Below are 21,885 nucleotides of genomic sequence, written 5' to 3' on the forward strand. Positions count from 1 at the left end.
TCGCCTCGACACTCTCCCGCTCGGCTTGCATGCGATTGCCGCTCGCGCCATGTTTAGAGAAGGTTGACCTCCTTGACCGCCGCCGAACGCACGATGCGCCTCCTCATCATTGAAGACGATCGCGAATCCGCCGACTACCTCGTGAAGGCGTTTCGCGAGGTCGGGCACATTGCCGACCACGCCGCGGACGGCGAGGAGGGCCTCGCCATGGCCGAGAACGGCGATTACGACGTTCTGGTGGTCGACCGCATGCTGCCCAAGCGCGACGGCCTGTCGCTGATCGGCGCGCTGCGCGACAAGGACAACGCGACGCCGGTGCTGATTCTGTCGGCGCTCGGACAGGTCGACGATCGCATCAAGGGCCTGCGCGCCGGTGGCGACGACTATCTGCCAAAACCCTATTCCTTCGCCGAGCTGCTCGCCCGGGTCGAGGTGCTGTCGCGCCGCCGTGGGGGACCTGCCGAGGACACGCTCTATCGCGTCGGCGATCTCGAGCTCGATCGGCTCTCCCACCGCGTCGCCCGCGGCAAGGACGAGCTGACGCTGCAGCCGCGCGAATTCCGGCTGCTCGAATACCTCATGAAGCATGCCGGCCAGGTAGTGACCCGCACCATGCTGCTGGAGAACGTCTGGGACTATCATTTCGATCCGCAGACCAACGTGATCGACGTGCACATTTCGCGGCTGCGCTCTAAGATCGACAAGGGCTTCGATCGGCCGCTGCTGCACACGATCCGCGGCGCGGGGTACATGATCCGTGATGGGATCAGATAAGGTACGGTGCCTACTGTTGTTTTTCAGAGGCTCGTTTTTTAGCTTGCCAGTTTCTTACCACTCTCCCTGGCCGTTGGCTCAAAATAAAAGCCCCGCTTAAGCGGGGCTTTCTACAATCGGCTTCCGAGCGTCAGGCAGTCTTTCGAGCCACACTCTCAAATCATCTGGCAAGATGATTGTGCGCCTTCCGTGCTTCTTGGCCCTAAGTTTACCGGCGCTGATCGGCTCGCGAATGGAAGTCAGCCCGATGCCGGTGAGGGCGCGACGTGTGCACCGGGAGATCAAAGAAGATCCGTCATCAGCATGGTGGGGCGTTTAGGACACGCACTTGGCCGAAACTCGAGAGCTAATAAATCTCGTCGCCAGCGAGATCTCTGTTCAGCTATCGATGTTCCGGTCGTTTGTGGTGAAGAAAAAGTGCGTCGCTCCCCCACTACCAAGCCTGCGATTTTGTTCGCCAAACCATCATCTGGTGCAATTCTGCGCGCCTACGCGGTACGAGTGCAGTGGCGCGGCTTGGCCCCTCTGTTCGATTGAATCTTCATCAGGTGATCAGCCAAGACGCTGTGCCGAAGTCTAGACGTTCGCTGAGAACCGAGGCGAGCTGCCGCGCAGCCTCGTCCTGAGCCGCCGCTCGGGAACCCAGTCACCTTCAGCTCTTCGAGCCGGAGCCCTTCAGCGCATTCCAAGCCGCCTGGTTGGCATGATCGAACGCCTTGCGGGACTCAGCAAGCGCTGCGCTCAGTACGGACCATGACTCGCTTCCGGCCTGCTTAAGCTTCTGCAGACGCGCCTCCGCTTCGGATGCATCGGATTTCATCTGCTTGAGGGCGGCATCGAAGTCCCCGGTATGTGTTGCGGCGACCTTGCCGGCCGCCTCACGGAACTTGTCGGCGGCCTCGCGCCAGGCCTTTGCCTGTGCGGCGGCGATGTCCTTGAAGGTTGCTTGCTGCTGCTCGAGTTGCTTGCCGGCGCTTTCGAAGTAGACCTTCATCTGGGCCTCGAAGCCGTTCCACTGCTTCTCAAGTTCCGTTCGGCTGCGTGCCCAAGCCGCTTCGCTTGCTTCGGCTTGCGTCTTGAGCTGCGCCTGGAAATCGTCGCGACGCTTCTTCAGATCGGCGATGATCTGCTCGGCTTTGACCTTGGATTCGGCCTTGGCCTCGCCGGCCTTGACCTCGAACGAGGCGAGCGCGGCATCCATCTCGTCGATACGCTCCTTGGCCCAATTCAGGTAAAAGTGCATGCTACTCTGCTCTGACATGATCGTCTCCGTTGACTAGCAAATTGAATAATGTGCGGGCTCGGCCTGGCTGGCGTTGACTTGGGTCAACTGCCTCGTCCGATGCCGCCTCCCTCAGGCCGCGAGATAGGGAAACGGCCTTGCCCCTTCGCTCTCGGTCGTTGGCAGGGTGCGCGATGGACCGGAAGTGATCGCTGCATAGAGGTCGCTCGGGGCCATCAGCTCGGCATCGCAGGGCAGCACATCCGCATTGAAGATCTCCTCGCATACGCGGAGGGTCTTGGACAGGTGGTTATCTTCCGCAGGATTAAGCTGGAAGCGGCGCTTGGTCACGTTGAACCGGCTGACTTCTTTGAGGGGAGGGATGATTGAAAGCTCCGTGATTGAAAGCGGCTACGCAGCCGTCCAGCCTCCATCCATCGAGAGGTTGGCGCCCGTGATCTGGGCGGCGTCGTCGCTGCACAGGAACAGGGCGAGCGAAGCGACCTGCTCGACGGTGACGAACTCCTTGGTCGGCTGCGCTGCGAGCAGGACATCGCTGATCACCTCATCTCTTCGCACGCGGCGGGCGGCCATCGTGTTCGGAATCTGCTTCTCCACTAATGGTGTCCAGACGTAGCCGGGGCTTATGCAGTTGCAGGTGATCTTCGACCGCGCGAGCTGCAGCGCCACGGTCTTGGTGAGGTCTGTGATGCCGTGTTTGGCGGCGACATAGCCGACTTGAAGGGCTAGGCGACGAGCGAGTGGGCCGTTGTTGATCATGCGGTCCCAGCCAACTTACCGTTCAGAATTCCCATTTCGTATACTTTCCTTGTAATATTCAGAACCGAGCCGCGCGGCGCGCATTTTGACTCAGAAAACCAGAGCTCTCTCACCGGTTCGTACCGGGCCGCGAGCCGGCTGTTGCAGATAGTCATGCACCACCGTCCCGAGACCGAGCGTGAGATCGGCGCGGATGTGGACGGCTGAGACGATCTCCAGGACCGGCAGTTCGGCGACGGGCGCCAAGGCGTGTGGCGTCAGGGCCAGGGCCGCCGGCCCGATCCATGCCCCTTTCAGCACGATGTCCTCGAGATGATATTGGACGAGCTCGCAGATCCGCGGGCTGCCGTCGACGTGCGGAATGATTTTGAGCAGGAAGTTCGGCTCGTTGAGCGCAGCCTTGACCTTCGCCAGATCGGCCTCGCGATGCTTGTAGCCCATCGTGCCCGTCGCGACGCGCATCGGGCCGTAATCCAGGGTGCCGATCAGCGTGTCGATCTCGGTCCGCAGCGTCGGTTGCGCAAGCTTCTTCGGAAAGCCCCACAGTTCGCGTCCGCCCGCAATAGGCCCTTCGTCGTTGAGGAACATGCAATGGGTGTAGCTGCCCTTGCGCCCGCGAAAAGAGACGGGGATGACCTGTCCGCTTTCCGAGTAGTCGCCAAAGCCGTTGGAATCGGGCATGCGGATGAACTCGTATTTGACGAGAGCGTCTCGCTCGTCGACCTCAAGCGGACCCGGAACCACTGCCCGGAGCTTGGCCGGATCGGTGCGATAGGTGATGATCAGGTATTCGCGATCGACGAACCGATAGGGCCCGGGCGGATAGGCCGGGCTGGTCAGCGGCATGGCGAAAGCACGTTGTTTCACATCAGTCTCGCGCATTTTGGGTTGTCTCCAGGCGATGAGGTCCGGCTACTCGCGGCCGTCGTGTTCGAGATCGAAGGTGAAGACCCCGTCGGAGCTCGATGGCCGAGCGAGCACCTCGGGATGGCGCAAGGTGCGCAATGCGTCGTGGTAGCCGGCACGCCAATGGTCCTGCATGGACAGCCGTGAGAACTCGTAATCCTTGGAGTGCCCCTCGTGATTGCGCGCGCGATAGATCAGATGGACGATGCTGTAGACGTTCCGCGAGATCGCCGTGCTGAGCAGCTTCACGGTCTCATGCTGACTGAGATCGTCGGGCAGCCTGCCTAGTAGATCCGTGAGCGCGCGCCGCAGGCGCTGCACATGCTTGAACTGGTCGGTGCTGGCGCGCGTGCGGCTCGAATACTGGATCTCCTTGTGCCGCGTGACGACCTCAGCCATGTTGCGGGGAAGTTGACCGCGCGCGCTCCAGAGATCGACCTGAAACGCAAGCATGTCCTGCGGGGCATCAGATTCGATCACCCATTGCAGGGGCGTGTTGGAGACGAGACCGCCGTCCCAATAGTGCTCGCCCTCGATCTCCACCGCCGGAAAGCCCGGCGGCAGTGCGCCGCTGGCCATGATGTGCTCGGGACGGATCGTATGGGTGGTATTGTCGAAATAGACGAAATTTCCGGTTCGAACGTTGACCGCGCCGGCGCTGAAGCGCGTCAGCCCGGCATTGATACGATCGAAGTCAACCAGGCGCTCCAGCGTGGTCTTGAGCGCGCGCGTGTCATAGATGCTGGTCGCATCGTTGGCTCCGCCGGGCTGCAGCCAGGGCAGGACGGGACGGGCGGAGAAGAACCCTGTGGCGCCACATGTGGCCGCAAGACCTGCGCTCATCTGGTTGATGAGGTTGCGCGTATTGTCGCTCCGCGTCCAATCCAGGAAAGGATTGCCGGACCAATCCCAGGGCGCGGTCGAGGTGACCTGGGTCCAAAAATCGCGCAGGCGGTCAACGCGGGACTCGGGCGGATTGCCGGCGATGATGGCGGCATTGATGGCTCCGATCGAGATACCAGCAACCCAGTCGGGGTGAATGCTGGCCTCGGCCAGGGCTTCGTACACGCCCGCCTGGTACGCACCGAGCGCACCGCCGCCTTGCAACAGCAGCGCGATGCAGTCGAAAGGAAGCTGCCGTTGTGCGGATGAGAGCTGCGATCGAGGCTGGAAGTTCATGACGTATGTGCTCTTTGAGTGATGATGAACATGCTCGTGCTAATGGCGGCTCGCGTCTTGTTTTCCGACCTTCGGAGGCTCGAGCAGCACCTCTTTCAAATGGTCCCCGGAGGCGACGACGACCACGAAGTTTAGTTTGCCATCCTGTCGGATCAGTCCGCCGGCCAGCGCGCTGCCGGCCGCCGCTCTCTCGGCGACCTCGACAGCATCCGACAATTCCGGCTTGATCCATTTCAAGGCGACGATGTTGGCGAGGTCGTTCCGATCGAGTTCCTTCAGCGACGACGTCGTCTCTTTGCCCGTAATACTTCCGGTATTTGCGTCGATGGCGTTCTCCCACACGTGCTCATTCCGGATCGTGCGAACGCGATAGACGGGCGGGCCGTCGATCTCGAAGCTGATGTCGGCGGTCTTCGAGCCGCCGTGCAGGCGCTCCGCGATCGCCATCGCCCGGCTGAGCGGGACGCGTATGGTGCGGAATTCCGAGAGCACGCGTTGGATAGCGGCCTCTTCGGCCTGGCTTTGAGCGCTCGCGCTTCGGCCGTCCGCATCTGCAGATTTTTGAACGTCGGCGACGGCGGCTGTCGCGGCGAGTGTGGCGGACCACATGATCAGGGCAAACAAATGCTTCGACATAGGATCAATCTCGGTCTGGTTGGTCATTCGCCTGCAACGGGCGTGTGAGCGACGACGATCTCCTTGTCGGAGAGCGTGGGCAGCGGCTGATTGGTGTCGATCACGACGCGCTCCGGTCCCCTCACGTCGGAGTGGATGCGGATCGGAGGCCGCGCAGGATCCGGTACAGCGAAGCGGCTTGGTTTTTGGGCCGGGAGCACCCAACCGGTCGCCCAAAGCAAGCAGAGCAGGGCGCCGCCGACCGACAGAAAATAGCCGCGCAAGGGAAGGGCGGTGTCGGCCGATCGGCTCGCGCGCATGAACATGGCGGATCGTCGGCTCATGACGTGCGGCTCCTGAAAACGGCATCTGTCCGTATCATCGTCAGATGCTCCACGGGCGCGGATGCCGGCGCGCACGTTCGGCATCGAGATAGCCGCGCTCGTCGAGCCATTCGGTCGGACAATAGGCTGCAGCCTTCGGATCGATCGTGAGTCCGTCACGCTGGAGCGCTGCCCGTGTTCCGGTTACACCAGTCCACACGACGTCGCCGCTGGTCGGGTCCACTTCCATCGCATCAAAGACTTCGATGAAGTTCAGCATCTCGGTTCCCAGTCCTCTCCTCACGCGGTGTGCGTGAGGCGGTCGATTTCATCAGGCGCAACGCCTCTGCGCGCGAGTTCGGACTCGATCACGTCGAACACGCATTCGACCGGCGCGATCCAAACGTTGACCCAGTAGATGATGCAGTCGCGGGCGATCAGCAGAGCCGGTGTCATGCGACCGTCCGCCCATCCAGTCGAACAGTGCTGGTCTGGCGTGTGGCGAGCGTATGAGCGCACGCGATCATTGCGATCGTGATGCCAAGCAGCAGGCTCAGGGCCACGAGGCACAAGGCGACCATCACGTTCAGCGAGGCGGCGGCGAGGCCGGGCAACGGATTTTCGCGCATCAACGCGAACAGCAGTGTTGACATTCCGCGTCTCCTTAATAAAATACACCGTATAGTTCATATAAATCACGCGCCATGGTCGGAGTCAAGACGAGTGCGTCACAAGCGCGTGTGCAGGATCTGGGCGGCGATGCTCCGCCAGGTTCAACCAGAAGTCTCGAGCAGAGAAAGGATCTGAGATGACGAAATTGATGCAGGCGTTGTTCGTAGCGGCCGTAGTCGCGTTCGGCGGCGCAGCAGCTTTTGCCCAGGAGAACCGGGGTACACCGGAGCAGCGGGCGGCCTGCACGCCCGACGCCTTTCGCCTCTGCAGTGCCTACATTCCCGACCCTTCGGGAGTCGAAGCCTGTCTGCGGCTCAGGAAGTCGGATCTGAGCGGAGGGTGTAAAGCGGTCTTCGAGCAGGCATCCACCGGATCAAGCAAGGGCAGATAACGCGCGACGTTGCGGCGTGATGTGACCGGACGCTGCCTTGAACCACATCCGCACTGCAACAGGATACAGGAGCGATCTTATGAGCACGGTGTATATACCGGCCCTGGCGGCCTTCGGCGGCTCTGCGATCGGGGCGGTCTCGACCATCGTCAGTGGATGGTTCAGCGGACGCCGAAGGCGTCGCGAGCTTCATCATGCCCGCTCGTTCTCGAAGCGCGAGCAATTGTACCATAGCTTCATCGAGGAGGCGTCACGGCTCTATGCCTACGCCCTGGTCAATGATCAGGCCGAAATTCCGCAACTGGTCAGCCTCTATACGCTGGTCGGGCGCATGCGGATCTTGTCGAGCAACGAGGTCGTTCAGGCCGCCGAGAGAGCCGGGCATCTGATCATCGAAACCTATCTCTCGCCAAATCGCACATTCGTCGATCTCCCCAAATTCATCGAGGAGATGGATCCCTTGCGCGATTTCGGAGAGGCCTGCCGCCGCGAGTTGATGAATATTCCGGCGCAGTGAGAGACGGTATGCGCAGGCTGATTGAAGATCGAACGAGCAGCGCCCGCCGCAGGATCGTGCAGGCCGCCATCCATCTCTATGGCGAGATGGGACACAACAAGACCACCGTTGCCGACATCGCGCGGAGTCTGTCGATGTCTTCGGCAAGCGTCTATCGATTCTTTCCGTCAAGGCGAGCGATCGAGGAGGCCGTGGTGGACGAGGTGCTCGAGGAGGCGGCCAGTGCGGCGGCTGAAGCGGCCCGCGGCAGCGGGCCAGCGCTACGGCGCTTGGCCGCAATCCTGAAGGCCATCGCCGACTGCAATGAAGCTCGACCGGCGAAGCATCGACGATTGCAAGACCTGATAGCTCTGGCCGTCCGTCAGAACTGGACGGTCGTCCTCGCCTACGACGACAGGATCCGAGGGCTGGTGCGACCGATCATCGGTAATGGGCAAGCACGCGGCGAACTTCAGGACGGCAGCCCGATGGCGCTGACATGCTGCCTGCTGGAGGCCATGGATGCCCATCTCAACCCGTCCCGAGTCGGCGCTGCGACGTTGCGGCCAAGCTTCGACGAGATGTTGAGATTTTGTACGGGCGCTTTGCGTTGCAAGCCATCGCTGCAGCCGGCCGAAATAACAGCTCACGTGCAGCTCAAGGCCGCGGGCTAAGCCTCCACGCCAACCATCTGACGAAAGAAGGCTGCAATGCTAGTACGACCAGTCCGTCTCGCAGGCTGCCAGGAAAAAGCCGACGCGCTCGCGTACGAAGCCGGGAAGCTCCTTCTTCAGGTCTTTCGACGTCTCGCCGACGAGTGACCGAAACAGCATCGGTAGCAAAATAAGATCGAGAAAGATCTGCGCGGTAGCGCGGCTTCGTTTGGCGCTGAAAGGGCCCTTCGGGGTGCGAGCGAGCTTCTGCGTGGCGTCGTCCAGCAGCTGGGATACTGCGGCCAGGGAGCGATCGCGCGCAGCGTCGTGAACGTTGCGGCTCAGTTCGGGGAACCGCTGCGATTCCGCGATCGTCGCACGCACCATGCCGAGCGATTCCTCGACCACTCTCTCGACGATGGCTGTCCCGAGGCTCATCAACTTGTCCTCTATGGTCCGGCCCTCGGGCGAGAAGCCGTCGAAGTCCGTCAAGCCGTCGATGGTGCGGGCTACCACCGCCGCGAACAGCGCTTCCTTGCCGGGAAAATGGGCGTAGATCGTCGGCTTGCTCGCAGGAGCAAGCTCGGAAATGTCGTCGATGCTGGCGCTGCGATAGCCCTTCTCGAGAAACAGCTGCTGGGCCGCGTCGAGAATGCGCGCCTGGGCGTCGCCGGCAAGATCCTTGGGCGGCCTGCCTCGCTTCGTCTTCTTCATTCTTGAACCTCCGAAATCACGAGTCTGTGCGCGTCGCTTTCCCACTTGACATGGCTCGCGAAGAAAGGCAACAAAAAGAAAATATACGGTATAGTTTATTATTTCGTCGGGTCTGCGCTTTTGCAAGCTTGGCGAGCGCCCCCGAACGATCGGGGTCGCAAAGGTGAAGCGTTCGACCCCGATCGTCCGAGCCAGATGAGGAGAATGTCGTGACTGTTTTGAGCCCAGCCCGGTCCGGCTTGCAGGACGGCGCGCTGCTGCGCGAGCTGCATCATAGGGTCACCAACGGAGTTGCCTTCGCCATCGACCTGGTCTCCGCCGCCGCCATCCGCGTCCAAGGAACGGAAGCCAAGTGCGCGCTGAGCGATGTCGTCGAGCTGCTGCATGGCTACGCCGATGTACATCGTGCGTTGGCCATGCCTGCCGGTGACACGCTGATCCACGCCGCGGCCTACATTCGCAAACTGGGCTGTGGCATGCGCCGGGCACTCCTGGACCGGATGAACATTCAGCTGGCATTCGCGACCCAGTCGCTCGCGCTTGAGCCGGAGCGCTGCTGGCATCTGGGGCTGATCGTCCATGAGCTCGTGATGCACGCGGCAAGGCACGCTTGTTTCGACGCACGGGCCGGGCAGATCAGGATCAAGCTGACGCGTACCGGTGCGCTGGTGAACTGCGTGATTCTGGACAACGGCTCGCGTCCCGCGCGAGAGACTTCCGACCGCGACCTGCGAATTGCCAGTGATATCGCGCGGGCGCTCGGGGGCCGGATTGAGCAGGGTTTTGGCGCCGAATTCACTTCGATCGTCCTCTCGTTCCTGCTGACCGAACGCGAACGCGGCGCAAACTGGTCAATCGCAGCGCGCCGGATGAGAGCGCCGCGCCGCACGCGCGCCACCGCTCCGGACGAAACAGTGCTCACGGCAAGCGCAGCGACCGATCAACACGGGCCCACCGTTGAGACCGATTCCTTTGCGGGGCTCCTGCGTCAGCAGGAAAGCGGATTGTTCGTCCCCTGCCAATCCGCCGATGCGCTTGGCGGGCTGTTGTCGCCTTCACACCGTACGGACGCCTCATGATAAACCGATCTCCCAATCCGATCTGTCTTCTTCGAACCCTACATGCAGCGAAGTGCGTTGCAGCGGCCTTGCTTGTCAGCACTACGCTGACCGGTTGCAACGATCACGCGGCGCAGACGACCACACGGGCAACGCTCGTCCGGACCACGATCGTGCAGCCCCGCGACCGGCAAGCCTCCCTCACGTTGACGGGAGAGGTCCAGGCACGCTTCCGTGCCGATCTTTCGTTCCGCGTCAGCGGACGGGTGATCGCTCGCACCGTGGACGTTGGTGCTCGCGTCAACAAGGGCGACGTCCTCGCCCGGCTCGATCCGGCCGAGCAGGCGGCCGATGTCGATGCGGCGACAGCGGCAGTGGCATCCGCCGAAGCCCAGCTGCGCGTGGCGAAGGCAACGTTCGAGCGGCAAAAAGCGCTGATCGCAAGCGGCTTCACCACCCGGACCGTTTACGACCAGGCCCAGGAAGGTTTACGAACCGCGGAGGGCGTGCTGGAAGCGGCCAAGGCGCAGCTTGGCACTTCGCGGGATGCGCTTGGCTATACCGTCCTGCGCGCTGAAGCCGACGGTGTCATTACCGCACGAAATCTCGAGGTCGGCCAGGTCGTTCCGGCTGCGCAACCCGTGTTCTCGCTCGCGCAGGACGGGACGCGGGATGCCGTCTTCGAGGTCTATGAATCCGTCTTCCTTGGGCAGACCGACAGCCGCCGCGTGACGCTGGCGCTGGTCTCCGATCCCAGCGTGGCAGCAGCGGGTGAGGTCAGAGAGATTTCACCTGTTATCGACGCGAAGAGCTCCACGATCCGCGTCAAGGTGTCCATCGAGAACCCGCCGGCCGCCATGACGCTGGGCAGCGCCGTTGCAGGAACGGTCAAGGCGAAGCCTCAGAAGGAGATCACCTTGCCCTGGAGCGCGCTGACGGCGGAGGGCAGGAAGCCTGCCGTCTGGACCATCGACCCGAAAACGCAGACAGCGTCGCTGAAGCCGGTCACGGTAGGCGCCTATGAAGCCAGTCAGGTGCTGATCAAGGCAGGGCTCGAGCCCGGCGAGCGCGTCGTCATCGACGGCGGCAAGCTGCTGAGCGTCGGCCAATCGGTCACTGAGGAGGGAGGCCAGTCATGAAGCGACAGGTCATGATGATCGCTGGCACGCTCGCGGCAGCCTCGTTGCTTACCGGCTGTCAGCAAGAGACGAACGCCCCGGAGCCGGTGCGCCCCGTGCTCTCAATGGTGGCCAAGCCGAACAGCGGTGACAGCACGGTTGCCGTCGGCGTCGTCGAGCCGCGCTACAAGACCAACCTTGGCTTTCGCGTACTCGGACGGCTGACTTCGCGCCCGGTCTACGTTGGCGACATCGTCAGCGAAGGACAAATCATCGGGACGATTGATCCCACCGCACTCGATCTCGCCGTTCGCGCGGCCAAAGCTCAGCTTGCGAAGGCCGAGGCGCAGCTTGCGACGGCCAAGGCCACGGAGGAGCGGCAACGCACGCTCATCACCAGCGATGCGACCACCAGGCAGACGCTGGACAATGCGGAGCAGGCTCGCGCCGGCGCCGAAGCAAGCGTCGCGCAGGAGCATGCGAACCTGACCAAAGCGATCGAGCAACTCGGTTATGCCCAGATCAAGGCCGACTTCGGCGGCGTCGTCACCGCCGTCGACGCGGAGGTCGGCCAGGTGGTTTCGCCCGGTCAAACCGTAGTGACGGTCGCACGGCCGGACATTCGCGAGGCTGTCGTCGATATCGGGGAAGACCTGCCTGTGCCGCTCGAAGTCGGTCTCCCGTTCACCGTCAGCCTGCAGCTCCTCCCCACCGTCCAGGTCGAGGGCAGGATTCGCGAAATCGCGCCGCAAGCCGATCCGGTAACACGGCTGCGACGTATCCGTATTGCGCTCGAAAACCCGCCCGAAAGTTTCCGTCTCGGCGCGACGGTGATGGCAAAGCTCGGCAAGGACCACAGCAAGGACTTGCGCCTGCCGGCATCAGCTGTGCTCGCCAAGGACGGCGCCGATTTCGTCTGGGTGGTCGATCAGTCCGCCGGCACCGTCTCTCTGCAGAAGATCGATGGCGTCGCCGAACAGGCGGGCATCCGCGTCACCGGCGGGCTTGCTGCAGGCACCCGCGTCGTCACCGCCGGAATTCACAGCCTCAAGCCGGGACAGCACGTCCGTTTCGAACAGGATCAAGAGCCATGAAGTCGTTCAACCTCTCCGACTGGGCGCTCGGCCATCGCTCGCTCGTCTGGTATTTCATGATCGCCTTCATGGCGGCCGGCCTGTTTGCCTATCTCCAGCTGGGACGACAGGAAGATCCTGACTTCACCATCAAGACCATGGTGATCCAGGCGCAGTGGCCGGGCGCCTCGCCCGAGGAGATGACGCGGCAGGTCACCGACCGGATCGAGAAGAAGCTGGAGGAGCTGGAATCGCTCGACTACACCAAGAGCGTGACGGTCGCCGGTCAGACCACCGTCTTCGTCTACCTGCGCGATTCGACCAAGGCGGCCGACGTCAAGCCGACCTGGGTGCGCGTCCGCAACATGATCGCAGACATCAGGGGCGATTTTCCACAAGGCGTGATCGGGCCTGGTTTCAACGATCGCTTCGGCGATGTCTTCGGCAATGTCTATGCCTTCACCAGCGACGGCTTGAGCCAGCGACAGCTCCGCGACCAGATCGAGGATATAAGGGCCAAGGTGCTGACGGTGCCCGATGTCGGCAAGGTCGACATTCTCGGCGCACAGGATGAGGTGATTTATCTCGAATTTTCTACCCGCAAGATCGCAGCCCTCGGCCTCGATGTCCACGCCATCATGAATTCGCTCCAGGGCCAGAATGCGGTTGCGCCCTCCGGCGTGTTCCAGGAGGGGCCGGAGCGGACCAGCGTCCGCGTGAATGGCCAGTTCACCTCCGAGGCGAGCTTGAAGGCGGTCAATCTCCGCATCAACGATCGCTTCTTCCCGCTGACCGATGTTGCGACCATCACGCGCGGCTATGCCGATCCGCCATCAACTCTGTTCAGATACAACGGTCAGCCTGCCATTGCGCTCGCGATCGGCATGAAGTCCGGTGCCAACCTGCTCCAGTTCGGCGAGGCGCTGAAGGAGGAGATGACCAGGATCATCGCCGACCTGCCGATCGGCGTCGGCGTGCACCTCGTTGCCGACCAGCCCGTCGTGGTCGAACATGCCGTTTCGGGCTTCACCGAAGCGTTGTTCGAGGCCGTGATCATCGTGCTCGGCATCAGCTTCCTGAGCCTGGGCTTCCGGGCGGGGCTCGTGGTCGCCGTCGCTATTCCGCTCGTGCTCGCGATCACCTTCGTCGTGATGGCCTATTGCGGCATCTCGCTGCAACGCATTTCGCTGGGAGCCCTGATCATCGCGCTTGGCCTCTTGGTCGACGATGCCATGATCGCGGTCGAGATGATGGTGGCGCGGCTCGAGATCGGCGATCCCCTCGAAAAGGCGGCAACCCACGTCTATACCTCGACCGCGTTCCCGATGCTGACGGGAACGCTTGTCACCGTGGCCGGCTTCATCCCGATCGGGCTCAACAGCAGCAACGCCGGCGAGTTCACCTTCACCTTGTTTGTGGTGATCGCGGTATCTCTGATCGTCTCCTGGATCGTCGCCGTTTTGTTCACCCCGCTGCTCGGCGTCACCATCCTGCCGGCGAAGTTGAAGGGACATCACGAGCAGAAAGGGCGTCTGGCGCAGATGTTCGCGCGCCTGCTCCTGTTCTGCATGCATCATCGCTGGAGCACCGTCGCCGTGACGGCCGGCGCTTTCCTTCTCGCCCTGTTCGGCTTGCAGTTCGTGCAACAGCAGTTCTTCCCCTCGTCCGACCGTGCCGAGCTCGTGATCGACTGGAACCTGCCGCAGAACGCTTCGATCATCGAGACCAATACGCAGATGGCGCGCTTCGAGCGCGAGCAGTTGCAGGGCGATAATTCGGTCGAGCACTGGTCCACCTATGTCGGCACCGGTGCGCCGCGCTTCGTGCTGTCGTTCGACCTGCAGACCGCCAACACCTGGTTCGGCCAGCAGGTGATTGTGACCAAAGGCGGCATCGCCGCGCGCGACAGGCTCAAGGCGCAGTTCGAGGACTATTTGAGGAAGACCTTCCCGGGCACCGACACCTACGTCAAGCTGCTCGAGGTCGGCCCTCCCGTCGGCCGTCCGGTGCAATACCGCCTGAGCGGCCCCGACATCGCCGAGGTCCGCGCCCTCTCGCAGAAGCTTGCAGGCGTCATTCGCAGCAGTCCTGACCTCGGCAACGTGGTGTTCGATTGGATGGAGCCGGCGCGCGTCGTCAAGGTCGACGTGCTCCAGGACAAGGCGCGCCAGCTCGGCGTGACGTCGGAAGACATCGCCACCACCCTGAACTCGGTGCTCCAGGGCTCGCCGGTCACGCAAGTCCGCGACAGCATCTATCTGGTCAATGTCACGGGACGTGCGACCGCGCCGGAGCGCGCCTCGATCGATACGCTGCGCGACCTGCAGATGACCGGGCTCGGCGGCCAGTCGGTGCCGCTCGGGGCTGTTGCCAATCTGCGCTATGAACTCGAACAGCCTACGATCTGGCGCCGGGCGCGGATTCCGACCATCACGCTGAAGGCCGGTGTCGTCAGCAACGTTCAGCCGAAGACGGTCGTCGACCAGCTCGCGCCGAGGGTGGCGGAATTTGCAAAGCAGCTGCCCGCGGGCTACGCGATCAAGACCGGCGGATCAGTGGAAGAGAGCGCCAAGAGCCAGGGGCCAATCATCGCGGTCGTGCCGCTGATGCTGTTCGTCATGGCTACCGTGCTGATGGTACAGCTGCAGAGTTTTTCGCGCCTGTTCCTGGTGTTCGCGGTTGCGCCGCTCGCCCTGATCGGCGTCGTCATGGCCATGCTGCCGAGCGGAGCGCCGCTGGGCTTCGTTGCGATCTTGGGCGTGCTCGCGCTCATCGGCATCTTGGTCCGAAACTCGGTGATTCTCATCGTCCAGATCGAGGATCTGAAGAAGGACGGGGTGCCAGCTTGGGACGCCGTAGTGGAAGCGACCGAGCATCGTATGCGGCCGATACTGCTGACGGCCGCCGCCGCAAGTCTCGCGCTCATTCCAATCGCGCGCGAGATTTTCTGGGGCCCGATGGCCTACGCCATGATGGGTGGCATCATCGTTGGCACGCTCCTGACGCTGCTGTTCCTGCCGGCGCTCTATGTGGCGTGGTTCAGAATCCATCCTGACCGTGCAACTGGATCACCTGCCCGTGAACCCGAAGCTGATGCGCAGGAAGCGCCTGCCGAACAGACCGCCACTCACCACGCACCTGAGCCTGTGCTCGAGGTCCAGATCTAGAACGGAGACGACGATGCTTTCGAAGACGCTATCAACCTTTGCCGTCGCTGTGACTGTCGCAGCGAGTCCGCTCGTCCCCACTGCTGCGTTGGCGCAATTTCCGCCGCCACCGATGGCACCGCCCGGGCCGCCTCCGATGGCACCCGCGACTCCGCCAACCTTTGCAGGTCCCCCTCAGCCCGGCCCTGTCGCTGGCCCGGGGCCTCGGCTCGGTCCGGCGGCTGGGCCGCGCGCTGATCTCGCCGCGCGAGGTGTCGGCGGCGGGCCGACCATCGTGAACGCATCGCGGACGACGGCAGTCAACATCGGCGGTGCCGGCGCCTATCGCTATGGTGGAGCGCACGGATATGGATATGGCGCGCGTGCGGCATCATATGCCGGCGCATACGCGGCCGGCGCTTACGCCGGATACGCCTATGGCGGCGCGCGCTCCAGCTACTACTCGAGTAGTGACTGCCATTATGCCTATAGAGGACATCGCAGGTATCTCGTCTGCGACTAGCCCTTGTTTCTTTCAGGAGGCCTCTTCAGCAGCGTAAAGCTGTGCCCGCCTGAAGGCCAACGAAACCTGTGCGAAGGATGGATGAGATATCGTAGGGCGGTTGGCCGGTCGCTGTAGGTAAAAAATCGTAGTGGACCAGTGACTCTATCCTCCGACGTTTGGGATATCTCGATCTGCCAACCACAACGCGCTCTTTGTCTCGTGCGCCTCTTTTTTGGTCGGACGTCGCACGGCTATGGCTCCGAGATGCTCGAATATCGTACGCCGCGAGCCGACCGCTCCTCGAGAATTCGCTTAACGGAATGCGAGCACAGCCCGCATCTGACTGTGCAGCCGAGGCAGCCGTAGACCTGCGCGGCCGAGCAGAGCTCGTCGTCGCTCGACGCGACGCCTCTGATGTCGTGATCGCTGATGACGTTGCAGGAACAGACGATCATGCCGGATTCCATTGTGATATCCGTCGGCCCGCGTGGAGCCGGACGGCGGCGATTGTCGCGTGCGCAATGGCGCGACCGCGATCGTCGGTTCCCGTCCACTGGGCATGGCGCCCGCGCGGATCGACCTCCAGCAGCTTGACGCTGGCCGGAACTTCGCTGCCGTCGCGGGCGATGCCGCGCAAAATTCCGTCGCGGGGCGCGACCACGGGAATGCCCGAAAGATGGCCCAACACGAGATCCCGGTAGACGCGCGTGCCGATCTCCACGGGGGTCCGCCAGCGGCCGGCGTGCCGGGAATAGACAAAGCGTTCGACGCCCACATCGCCGAGAGAGCTCGCAACGCCATCGGCGGCGTCGGTCCAGCGCGTGTCGGTGATGAGCCCGATCTTGCCGGGACGGGTCTCCACAGCGACATCGCAATTGAAGCTCGACGAGAATCCGGGGCCCAGTCCGATAGTCAGTCTGGCGAGCCGTCGGAGGTCGGGTGTGATGCGGCGCTTCTGGAGCCGCGCATCGATCAGGAGGTCGATCTGGCGAACCGGCAGAAGATCGAGCAGGCCGAGCCAGGTCACGAACAACCGTGGCGGTGATCTCAAGGCCCGATGCACCTGCATGCCGTCATCGACGCGCTCGGCAATCACGTCTTCGACCTGCGCGGTATCCGTGAAGAGAGCGTCATGGAACGCCATTTTGCGCCGGATCACCGGCGGATCCGGATCATGCGACAGCGCCACGCAATAGCCGGCGCGCACAAGCTGGATGCCGATCGCAGAGGCGATCTCATTCGTGCCGAGGATGACGGCGAAGAGTCGTTGGTCGTTCGGCTGGGACATTTGAAACCACGTTTGCAGACAAGGCGTAGCAAGCCAGGACGCGATTGAGCCTGAAATGAAGAGAGCAAGAGCTGGGCCATTTAGAACGATTGAAAATCAGCTCACAACCGTCGGCCAACATTCAGGAACCGAGAGGGCGGCAATGATTGCCGCATCGGGTCCGAAAGCCCACGCACTTCTGTTGCAAACCGTCCAACGTGTCGTGAAGCCGACATCCGGATGCGAAAACTGTAGCGATCGGTCGGCGGAGCGTGGCCCAAATCCTGCAAAGTTGCTCCACATGCAATGCCAGGCGTCCGGTCTGGACGCAGCGAGGAGCTTGTGTGACGCCCGATCTACTGGACCGCGATGGCGCATCGGCGCCCTATGTCGCACTCTGTCCGTTCCACAGCGACAAGTCGGGGGCGCAGCATGGCGAACGGAAGACGCTGGTGCTGACCGGCGCATCCCGGGGAATTGGCCATGCGACGGGAAAGCTGTTTTCCGAAGCCGGCTGGCGGATCATCACCTGTTCTCGGCAGCCGTTCGATGGCGATCGATGCCCGTGGGGTGCGGGGACGGACAATCATGTTCGGGTCGAATTGAGCGACCATCGCGCCTTGCCGCGCGCGGTCGCCGAGATCAAGGAGCGGCTCGATGGCCGGCCGCTGCATGCGCTGATCAACAATGCCGGCATTTCGCCCAAGGCCGCCGACGGCAGCCGGTTGAACTCGCTAACGACCCCGGTCGAAACCTGGATGAGCGTATTCCATGTCAACCTGCTCGCGCCGATCCTGTTCGCGCAGGGACTGGTCGACGAACTGAAGCTTGCGTCCGGTTCGATCGTCAACGTCACCTCGATCGTCGGCTCCCGGGTGCATCCCTTTGCCGGCACGGCCTATGCGACGTCGAAAGCCGCGCTTGCGTGCCTCACCCGCGAGATGGCTCACGACTATGCGCCGTTCGGAATCCGCGTCAACGCGATCGCTCCTGGCGAAATCAAGACAGACATTCTGTCGCCCGAGACCGAGGCCCAGCTGGCACCGATCATACCGCTGCACCGCGTCGGCACGCCGGACGAGGTCGCCAAGGTGATCTTCTTCCTTTGCTCGGACGCAGCCAGCTACGTCACGGGTGCGGAAGTACCGATCAACGGCGGGCAACACGTGTGATCACATGCCCGTCGCTACTCGCCAAAGAAATGTCGCCGATTTGCGCTGGATCAATGCGGAGATCGCGCTTTCGAGCGTGTCGCACCCTTCGACGGTAAATTCCGCGAATTGGGTGAGAAAGCGTGCAGGTGCGACGGAATCTTTTTGCAGCGATGCCGACAAGTTGAGCGCGACTCCCGACACGACATGAATGAGAATAAGACAAATTCCAAAGAAGGCTGCCGGGAGGATGTAACAGGCAACGGAGATTCCGTCATGCTGCACGCTGCACCCGTGGTTGAACGCCCGCAGGCCGATCAGATCGCGCCGATCGTGCCGCTGAACGAGATCGCACTGACCGGCATCTTCGAGATCTCGAAGATATTGACGGCTCCGACCCGCCTGGAAACGACGCTCGCGAACGTCGTCAACTTGTTGCAATCATTCCTCCAGATGCGTCATGGCATTGTCGCACTGCTCTCCGATGACGGCGTTCCCGATCTTGCGGTGGGCGCTGGATGGAGCGAGGGCAGCGACGAGCGTTATCGCGGGCGGTTGCCACAGAAGGCCGTGGATCAGATCGTTGCAACGGCGATGCCGTTGGTCGCGGAGAACATCGCCACCCATCCCGCCTTCAGTCCCCAGGATGTGGAGACTCTCGGGGCCTCGGAGACGACGCGCGTGTCGTTCATCGGTGTGCCGATCCGCATCGACGCCAAGGTCGTCGGGACGCTGACGATCGACCGGGTCTGGGACGAGCGGCCGCTGTATCGGCTCGATTCCGATGTCCGCCTGCTGACCATGATCGCCAATCTGGTCGGCCAGACCGTGAAACTGCATCGCGTCGTCGCGCAGGACCGCGAACGGCTGATGCATGAGAGCTATCGCCTTCAGAAGGAGCTGTCTGAGCTCAAGCCGACGCGCGATCGCCGCAAGGTTCACGTCGAAGGCATCATCGGCGACAGCCCGGCGTTGCGCGGGCTGCTCGACAAGATTGCGGTCGTGGCCAAATCGAACTCGACGGTCCTGCTCCGCGGTGAATCCGGCACCGGCAAAGAGCTGATCGCCAAGGCTATTCATGAGCTGTCACCGCGGGCCAAGCGCCCGTTCATCAAGATCAACTGCGCAGCCCTGCCGGAATCGGTATTGGAATCCGAGCTGTTTGGCCATGAAAAGGGAGCGTTTACCGGCGCGCTCAATTCCCGGAAGGGCAGGTTCGAGCTCGCAGACAAGGGCACTTTATTCCTTGACGAGATCGGCGAGATTTCCGCCTCTTTCCAGGCCAAGCTTCTGCGGGTACTCCAGGAGCAGGAGTTCGAGCGGGTCGGCGGCAACCAGACCATCAAGGTCGACGTTCGCGTCATTGCCGCGACCAACCGCAATCTGGAAGAAGCGGTGACGCGCAACGAATTCCGCGCCGATCTCTATTACCGCATCAGCGTGGTGCCGATGATGTTGCCGCCGCTGCGCGAGCGGCGCAGTGATATCCCGCTGCTCGCCAACGAGTTCCTGAAGAATTTCAACACTGAGAACGGCCGCGCGTTGAGCTTCGATCGGCACGCCATCGAGGTCTTGATGAGCTGCGGCTTCCCCGGCAACGTGCGAGAGCTCGAAAATTGCGTGCAGCGCACGGCGACGCTGGCGCCTGGACCGGAAATCGTCAGGAACGATTTCGCATGCTGTCATAGCCAGTGCCTGTCGGCCATGCTGTGGAACGGCGGCTCCGAGAGCGCATCGCAGCGCTCCTTGCCGATTGTGCCGCTCTCGGTCCTTCCGGCCGCCGCCCTGCGCGAGACGGCTGTTGGTGTAGTTCCCGCAACCGCGGAGCCGACAGCTTCCGCGTCGAGCGCCGGGCTCACCGGCAGTGTGGCGGAGCGCGACCGCGTCACTGCTGCCATGGAGAAGTCCGGTTGGGTTCAAGCCAAGGCCGCGCGCCTGCTCGGCTTGACGCCACGGCAAATCGGCTACGCGCTGAAGAAGCACGGCATCGAGGTCAAGCGGCTCTGACGGCGGCTGTCGCACATGCGACATGCTGTCGGGGCCACGACAAGTCGCCTTGGGCAATTAACCCTTGAATTGTCGACGTTTCCCGGTTGGCACGACGCTTGAAAGGAGATGTCCGACGACATCGTCTGCTCAAGGAGTCGGAACACATGTCCTACAAGATTGTCGCCTCGCAATGCACGGTTTGCGGCGCATGTGAGTTCGAGTGCCCAAACGCCGCGATCAGCCTCAAGCGCGACATGTACGTCATCGATCCGAAGAAATGCACCGAGTGCGAAGGGAGCTTCGATACGCCGCAATGCGCGGCCGTGTGCCCGGTGCCTGACACCTGCGTCCCGGCCTGAGGGCGCGTCGATGGCGGCTGTTCAGGAAACCATCGAACGGGTTCGCGGCATCGACGTCGACCAGTATCGTTATGGGTTTGAGACCCTGATCGACTCCGAGAAGGCGCCCAAGGGGCTCTCGGAAGAGATCGTAAAATTCATCTCGCAGAAGAAGAACGAGCCCGACTGGATGCTCCAGTGGCGGCTTGAGGCCTATCGGCGCTGGCTGACCATGACCGAGCCGACCTGGGCCCGTGTCGACTATCCCAAGATCGACTTCCAGGATCTCTATTATTACGCGGCGCCGAAGCCGAAGAAGGCGGTCTCCTCGCTCGACGAGATCGATCCGGAGATCCTGAAGACCTACGAGAAGCTCGGCATTCCCTTGCGGGAAGTCGCCATGCTCGAAGGCGTCGAGCCGAAGGTGGGCGAGGAAGATCCGGCGCGCCGCAAGATCGCGGTCGATGCTGTCTTCGATTCGGTCTCGGTTGCGACCACGTTCAAGGCGGAGCTGAAGAAGGCCGGCGTGATCTTCATGCCGATCTCGGAGGCGATCCGCGAGCACCCTGAGCTGGTGCAGAAGTATCTCGGCTCGGTGGTTCCGACTTCGGACAATTTCTACGCGACGCTGAACTCGGCGGTGTTCTCGGACGGCTCGTTCGTCTACGTGCCGCCGGGCGTGCGCTGCCCGATGGAGCTGTCGACCTATTTCCGCATCAACGAGCGCAACACCGGCCAGTTCGAGCGCACGCTGATCATCGCCGACAAGGGCTCCTACGTCTCCTATCTCGAGGGCTGCACAGCGCCGCAGCGCGACGAGAATCAGCTGCACGCGGCCGTGGTCGAGCTCGTCGCGCATGACGATGCCGAGATCAAATATTCGACGGTGCAGAACTGGTATCCCGGCAATTCGGAAGGCAAGGGCGGCATCTACAATTTCGTCACCAAGCGTGGCGACTGCCGCGGCGCCAACTCCAAGATCTCCTGGACCCAGGTCGAGACGGGTTCGGCAATCACCTGGAAATATCCGAGCTGCATCCTGCGTGGCGACAACTCCCGCGGCGAGTTCTACTCGATCGCGATCTCGAACGGCTTCCAGCAGGTCGATAGCGGCACCAAGATGATCCATCTCGGCAAGAACACGTCGAGCCGCATCATCTCCAAGGGCATCGCCGCCGGCAAGTCGCAGAACACCTATCGCGGTCTCGTCACGGCGCACCGGAAAGCCACCGGGGCACGCAACTTCACCGCCTGCGATTCCTTGCTGATCGGCGACAAATGCGGCGCGCACACCGTGCCGTACATCGAGGCGAAGAACTCGTCCGCGACGTTCGAGCATGAGGCGACGACCTCGAAGATCTCCGAGGACGTCCTGTTCTACTGCATCCAGCGTGGCCTCAGCCAGGAAGAGGCTGTCGGCCTCGTCGTCAACGGCTTCGTCAAGGACGTGCTGCAGCAGCTGCCGATGGAATTCGCGGTGGAAGCGCAGAAGCTGATCTCGATCTCGCTCGAAGG

The 21,885-nt window shown here is 62.5% G+C and carries 26 protein-coding genes and 1 pseudogene; 12 read left to right on the plus strand and 15 right to left on the minus strand.

Translation table 11 applies throughout. The features are described 5' to 3' along the window. The first annotated feature begins 93 nt into the window (after positions 1-93). On the plus strand, positions 94-774 hold the full coding sequence (locus A5906_RS18680) for a response regulator transcription factor (RefSeq protein WP_080136885.1): 681 nt from the start codon (positions 94-96) through the stop codon (positions 772-774). A 96-nt stretch (positions 775-870) separates the two neighbouring features. Here the strand turns inward: A5906_RS18680 and A5906_RS46175 are convergent, their stop codons facing one another. The 11 genes and pseudogenes from A5906_RS46175 to A5906_RS18730 all read right to left on the minus strand — a co-directional run bounded on the left by A5906_RS46175 (position 871) and on the right by A5906_RS18730 (position 6,452). After that, the gene (locus tag A5906_RS46175) at positions 871-1,059 is read right to left on the minus strand and encodes a helix-turn-helix domain-containing protein (RefSeq protein WP_080136839.1); all 189 of its coding nucleotides are present in this window, start codon (positions 1,057-1,059) and stop codon (positions 871-873) included. A 367-nt stretch (positions 1,060-1,426) separates the two neighbouring features. Continuing rightward, positions 1,427-2,035 carry a sll1863 family stress response protein gene (locus A5906_RS18690; RefSeq protein ID WP_080136840.1) on the minus strand — a complete coding sequence of 203 codons (609 nt, stop codon included), beginning with the start codon at positions 2,033-2,035 and terminating at the stop codon, positions 1,427-1,429. 93 nt (positions 2,036-2,128) lie between these two features. Continuing rightward, complete coding sequence (locus A5906_RS18695) at positions 2,129-2,347, minus strand: hypothetical protein (RefSeq protein ID WP_080136841.1); 219 nt, start codon at positions 2,345-2,347, stop codon at positions 2,129-2,131. Positions 2,348-2,407: 60 nt separating this feature from the next. Continuing rightward, positions 2,408-2,788: pseudogene (locus tag A5906_RS18700) on the minus strand (SDR family oxidoreductase); the annotation flags it as partial. Positions 2,789-2,866: 78 nt separating this feature from the next. Then, positions 2,867-3,658 carry an acetoacetate decarboxylase gene (locus A5906_RS18705; protein WP_080136842.1) on the minus strand — a complete coding sequence of 264 codons (792 nt, stop codon included), beginning with the start codon at positions 3,656-3,658 and terminating at the stop codon, positions 2,867-2,869. 30 nt (positions 3,659-3,688) lie between these two features. Further along, positions 3,689-4,861: a DUF3734 domain-containing protein gene (locus tag A5906_RS18710; protein ID WP_080136843.1), complete on the minus strand. Its 1,173-nt coding sequence runs from the start codon at positions 4,859-4,861 to the stop codon at positions 3,689-3,691. Between the two features lie 39 nt (positions 4,862-4,900). Next, entirely contained in the window at positions 4,901-5,524 is a 624-nt protein-coding gene (locus A5906_RS18715; RefSeq protein ID WP_245326777.1) for a PepSY domain-containing protein, read from the minus strand. Next, positions 5,521-5,802 carry a hypothetical protein gene (locus A5906_RS18720; RefSeq protein WP_080136844.1) on the minus strand — a complete coding sequence of 94 codons (282 nt, stop codon included), beginning with the start codon at positions 5,800-5,802 and terminating at the stop codon, positions 5,521-5,523. Before A5906_RS18720 ends, A5906_RS18715 begins: the two co-directional genes overlap by 4 nt. Before the next feature lie 58 nt (positions 5,803-5,860). After that, positions 5,861-6,079 carry a hypothetical protein gene (locus A5906_RS18725; RefSeq protein WP_245326778.1) on the minus strand — a complete coding sequence of 73 codons (219 nt, stop codon included), beginning with the start codon at positions 6,077-6,079 and terminating at the stop codon, positions 5,861-5,863. Between the two features lie 20 nt (positions 6,080-6,099). Continuing rightward, entirely contained in the window at positions 6,100-6,255 is a 156-nt protein-coding gene (locus tag A5906_RS43090) for a hypothetical protein (RefSeq protein WP_164940532.1), read from the minus strand. Further along, positions 6,252-6,452, minus strand: a complete 201-nt coding sequence (locus A5906_RS18730) for a hypothetical protein (RefSeq protein ID WP_080136845.1) — start codon at positions 6,450-6,452, stop codon at positions 6,252-6,254. The genes A5906_RS43090 and A5906_RS18730 overlap by 4 nt, the downstream gene beginning before the upstream one ends. 155 nt (positions 6,453-6,607) lie before the next feature. On the opposite strand from A5906_RS18730, the gene A5906_RS18735 reads away from it, so the two are divergent. From A5906_RS18735 to A5906_RS18745, 3 genes are read left to right on the plus strand one after another with little or no spacing between them, the layout of a single operon-like run. Next, positions 6,608-6,862, plus strand: coding sequence for a hypothetical protein (locus A5906_RS18735; RefSeq protein WP_080136846.1), 255 nt, complete (start codon positions 6,608-6,610; stop codon positions 6,860-6,862). A gap of 37 nt (positions 6,863-6,899) precedes the next feature. Beyond that, positions 6,900-7,379 carry a hypothetical protein gene (locus A5906_RS18740; protein ID WP_080136847.1) on the plus strand — a complete coding sequence of 160 codons (480 nt, stop codon included), beginning with the start codon at positions 6,900-6,902 and terminating at the stop codon, positions 7,377-7,379. An 8-nt stretch (positions 7,380-7,387) separates the two neighbouring features. Then, the gene (locus A5906_RS18745; RefSeq protein WP_080136848.1) at positions 7,388-8,032 is read left to right on the plus strand and encodes a TetR/AcrR family transcriptional regulator; all 645 of its coding nucleotides are present in this window, start codon (positions 7,388-7,390) and stop codon (positions 8,030-8,032) included. 39 nt (positions 8,033-8,071) lie between these two features. Here A5906_RS18745 and A5906_RS18750 read toward each other — a convergent pair whose 3' ends face one another. Beyond that, positions 8,072-8,851 (minus strand): TetR/AcrR family transcriptional regulator, encoded by a 780-nt coding sequence (locus A5906_RS18750; protein WP_430642402.1) that lies wholly within the window; start codon positions 8,849-8,851, stop codon positions 8,072-8,074. 83 nt (positions 8,852-8,934) lie between these two features. Between A5906_RS18750 and A5906_RS18755 the strand changes: the two genes are divergently transcribed. From A5906_RS18755 to A5906_RS18770, 4 genes are read left to right on the plus strand one after another with little or no spacing between them, the layout of a single operon-like run. After that, the gene (locus tag A5906_RS18755; protein ID WP_245326779.1) at positions 8,935-9,804 is read left to right on the plus strand and encodes an ATP-binding protein; all 870 of its coding nucleotides are present in this window, start codon (positions 8,935-8,937) and stop codon (positions 9,802-9,804) included. After that, complete coding sequence (locus A5906_RS18760; RefSeq protein ID WP_136615332.1) at positions 9,801-10,922, plus strand: efflux RND transporter periplasmic adaptor subunit; 1,122 nt, start codon at positions 9,801-9,803, stop codon at positions 10,920-10,922. Before A5906_RS18755 ends, A5906_RS18760 begins: the two co-directional genes overlap by 4 nt. Further along, complete coding sequence (locus tag A5906_RS18765) at positions 10,919-11,995, plus strand: efflux RND transporter periplasmic adaptor subunit (protein WP_080136852.1); 1,077 nt, start codon at positions 10,919-10,921, stop codon at positions 11,993-11,995. Before A5906_RS18760 ends, A5906_RS18765 begins: the two co-directional genes overlap by 4 nt. Then, the gene (locus A5906_RS18770) at positions 11,992-15,141 is read left to right on the plus strand and encodes an efflux RND transporter permease subunit (protein WP_080136853.1); all 3,150 of its coding nucleotides are present in this window, start codon (positions 11,992-11,994) and stop codon (positions 15,139-15,141) included. Before A5906_RS18765 ends, A5906_RS18770 begins: the two co-directional genes overlap by 4 nt. Before the next feature lie 735 nt (positions 15,142-15,876). On the opposite strand, the gene A5906_RS44650 is transcribed toward A5906_RS18770, so the two are convergent. Both A5906_RS44650 and A5906_RS18785 read right to left on the minus strand, forming a co-directional pair. Further along, a complete protein-coding gene (locus A5906_RS44650; RefSeq protein ID WP_080136855.1) occupies positions 15,877-16,080 on the minus strand; it encodes a (2Fe-2S)-binding protein in 204 nt (67 codons plus the stop codon). Continuing rightward, positions 16,077-16,913, minus strand: coding sequence for a xanthine dehydrogenase (locus A5906_RS18785; RefSeq protein ID WP_080136856.1), 837 nt, complete (start codon positions 16,911-16,913; stop codon positions 16,077-16,079). The genes A5906_RS44650 and A5906_RS18785 overlap by 4 nt, the downstream gene beginning before the upstream one ends. A 323-nt stretch (positions 16,914-17,236) precedes the next feature. Here A5906_RS18785 and A5906_RS18790 point away from each other — a divergent pair, with 323 nt between their 5' ends. Further along, on the plus strand, positions 17,237-18,064 hold the full coding sequence (locus A5906_RS18790) for an SDR family NAD(P)-dependent oxidoreductase (protein WP_080136857.1): 828 nt from the start codon (positions 17,237-17,239) through the stop codon (positions 18,062-18,064). Here the strand turns inward: A5906_RS18790 and A5906_RS44655 are convergent, their stop codons facing one another. Next, positions 18,065-18,328: a hypothetical protein gene (locus A5906_RS44655; RefSeq protein ID WP_080136858.1), complete on the minus strand. Its 264-nt coding sequence runs from the start codon at positions 18,326-18,328 to the stop codon at positions 18,065-18,067. Here A5906_RS44655 and nifA point away from each other — a divergent pair. From nifA to sufB, 3 genes are all read left to right on the plus strand, one after another. Next, positions 18,320-20,050: a nif-specific transcriptional activator NifA gene (nifA, locus tag A5906_RS18800; protein WP_080136859.1), complete on the plus strand. Its 1,731-nt coding sequence runs from the start codon at positions 18,320-18,322 to the stop codon at positions 20,048-20,050. The genes A5906_RS44655 and nifA overlap by 9 nt on opposite strands. A gap of 146 nt (positions 20,051-20,196) precedes the next feature. Then, entirely contained in the window at positions 20,197-20,391 is a 195-nt protein-coding gene (locus tag A5906_RS18805; protein WP_080136860.1) for a 4Fe-4S dicluster domain-containing protein, read from the plus strand. Positions 20,392-20,401: 10 nt separating this feature from the next. After that, a partial coding sequence (gene sufB, locus A5906_RS18810; protein ID WP_080136861.1) for a Fe-S cluster assembly protein SufB occupies positions 20,402-21,885 on the plus strand: 1,484 nt, incomplete at its 3' end.

The organism is Bradyrhizobium sacchari, from assembly GCF_002068095.1.
GTDB lineage: Bacteria > Pseudomonadota > Alphaproteobacteria > Rhizobiales > Xanthobacteraceae > Bradyrhizobium > Bradyrhizobium sacchari.

Coding starts and splice junctions, on each gene's coding strand:
- A5906_RS18785 (WP_080136856.1), bottom strand. CDS start 16,913: ATGTCCCAGCCGAACGACCAACGACTCTTCGCCGTCATCCTCGGCACG.
- A5906_RS18720 (WP_080136844.1), bottom strand. CDS start 5,802: ATGTTCATGCGCGCGAGCCGATCGGCCGACACCGCCCTTCCCTTGCGC.
- A5906_RS18680 (WP_080136885.1), top strand. CDS start 94: ATGCGCCTCCTCATCATTGAAGACGATCGCGAATCCGCCGACTACCTC.
- nifA (WP_080136859.1), top strand. CDS start 18,320: ATGCTGCACGCTGCACCCGTGGTTGAACGCCCGCAGGCCGATCAGATC.
- A5906_RS18730 (WP_080136845.1), bottom strand. CDS start 6,452: ATGTCAACACTGCTGTTCGCGTTGATGCGCGAAAATCCGTTGCCCGGC.
- A5906_RS44650 (WP_080136855.1), bottom strand. CDS start 16,080: ATGATCGTCTGTTCCTGCAACGTCATCAGCGATCACGACATCAGAGGC.
- A5906_RS18690 (WP_080136840.1), bottom strand. CDS start 2,035: ATGTCAGAGCAGAGTAGCATGCACTTTTACCTGAATTGGGCCAAGGAG.
- A5906_RS43090 (WP_164940532.1), bottom strand. CDS start 6,255: ATGACACCGGCTCTGCTGATCGCCCGCGACTGCATCATCTACTGGGTC.
- A5906_RS18725 (WP_245326778.1), bottom strand. CDS start 6,079: ATGCTGAACTTCATCGAAGTCTTTGATGCGATGGAAGTGGACCCGACC.
- A5906_RS18715 (WP_245326777.1), bottom strand. CDS start 5,524: ATGACCAACCAGACCGAGATTGATCCTATGTCGAAGCATTTGTTTGCC.
- A5906_RS18805 (WP_080136860.1), top strand. CDS start 20,197: ATGTCCTACAAGATTGTCGCCTCGCAATGCACGGTTTGCGGCGCATGT.
- A5906_RS18760 (WP_136615332.1), top strand. CDS start 9,801: ATGATAAACCGATCTCCCAATCCGATCTGTCTTCTTCGAACCCTACAT.
- A5906_RS18705 (WP_080136842.1), bottom strand. CDS start 3,658: ATGCGCGAGACTGATGTGAAACAACGTGCTTTCGCCATGCCGCTGACC.
- A5906_RS18770 (WP_080136853.1), top strand. CDS start 11,992: ATGAAGTCGTTCAACCTCTCCGACTGGGCGCTCGGCCATCGCTCGCTC.
- A5906_RS18735 (WP_080136846.1), top strand. CDS start 6,608: ATGACGAAATTGATGCAGGCGTTGTTCGTAGCGGCCGTAGTCGCGTTC.
- A5906_RS18765 (WP_080136852.1), top strand. CDS start 10,919: ATGAAGCGACAGGTCATGATGATCGCTGGCACGCTCGCGGCAGCCTCG.
- A5906_RS18745 (WP_080136848.1), top strand. CDS start 7,388: ATGCGCAGGCTGATTGAAGATCGAACGAGCAGCGCCCGCCGCAGGATC.
- A5906_RS18710 (WP_080136843.1), bottom strand. CDS start 4,861: ATGAACTTCCAGCCTCGATCGCAGCTCTCATCCGCACAACGGCAGCTT.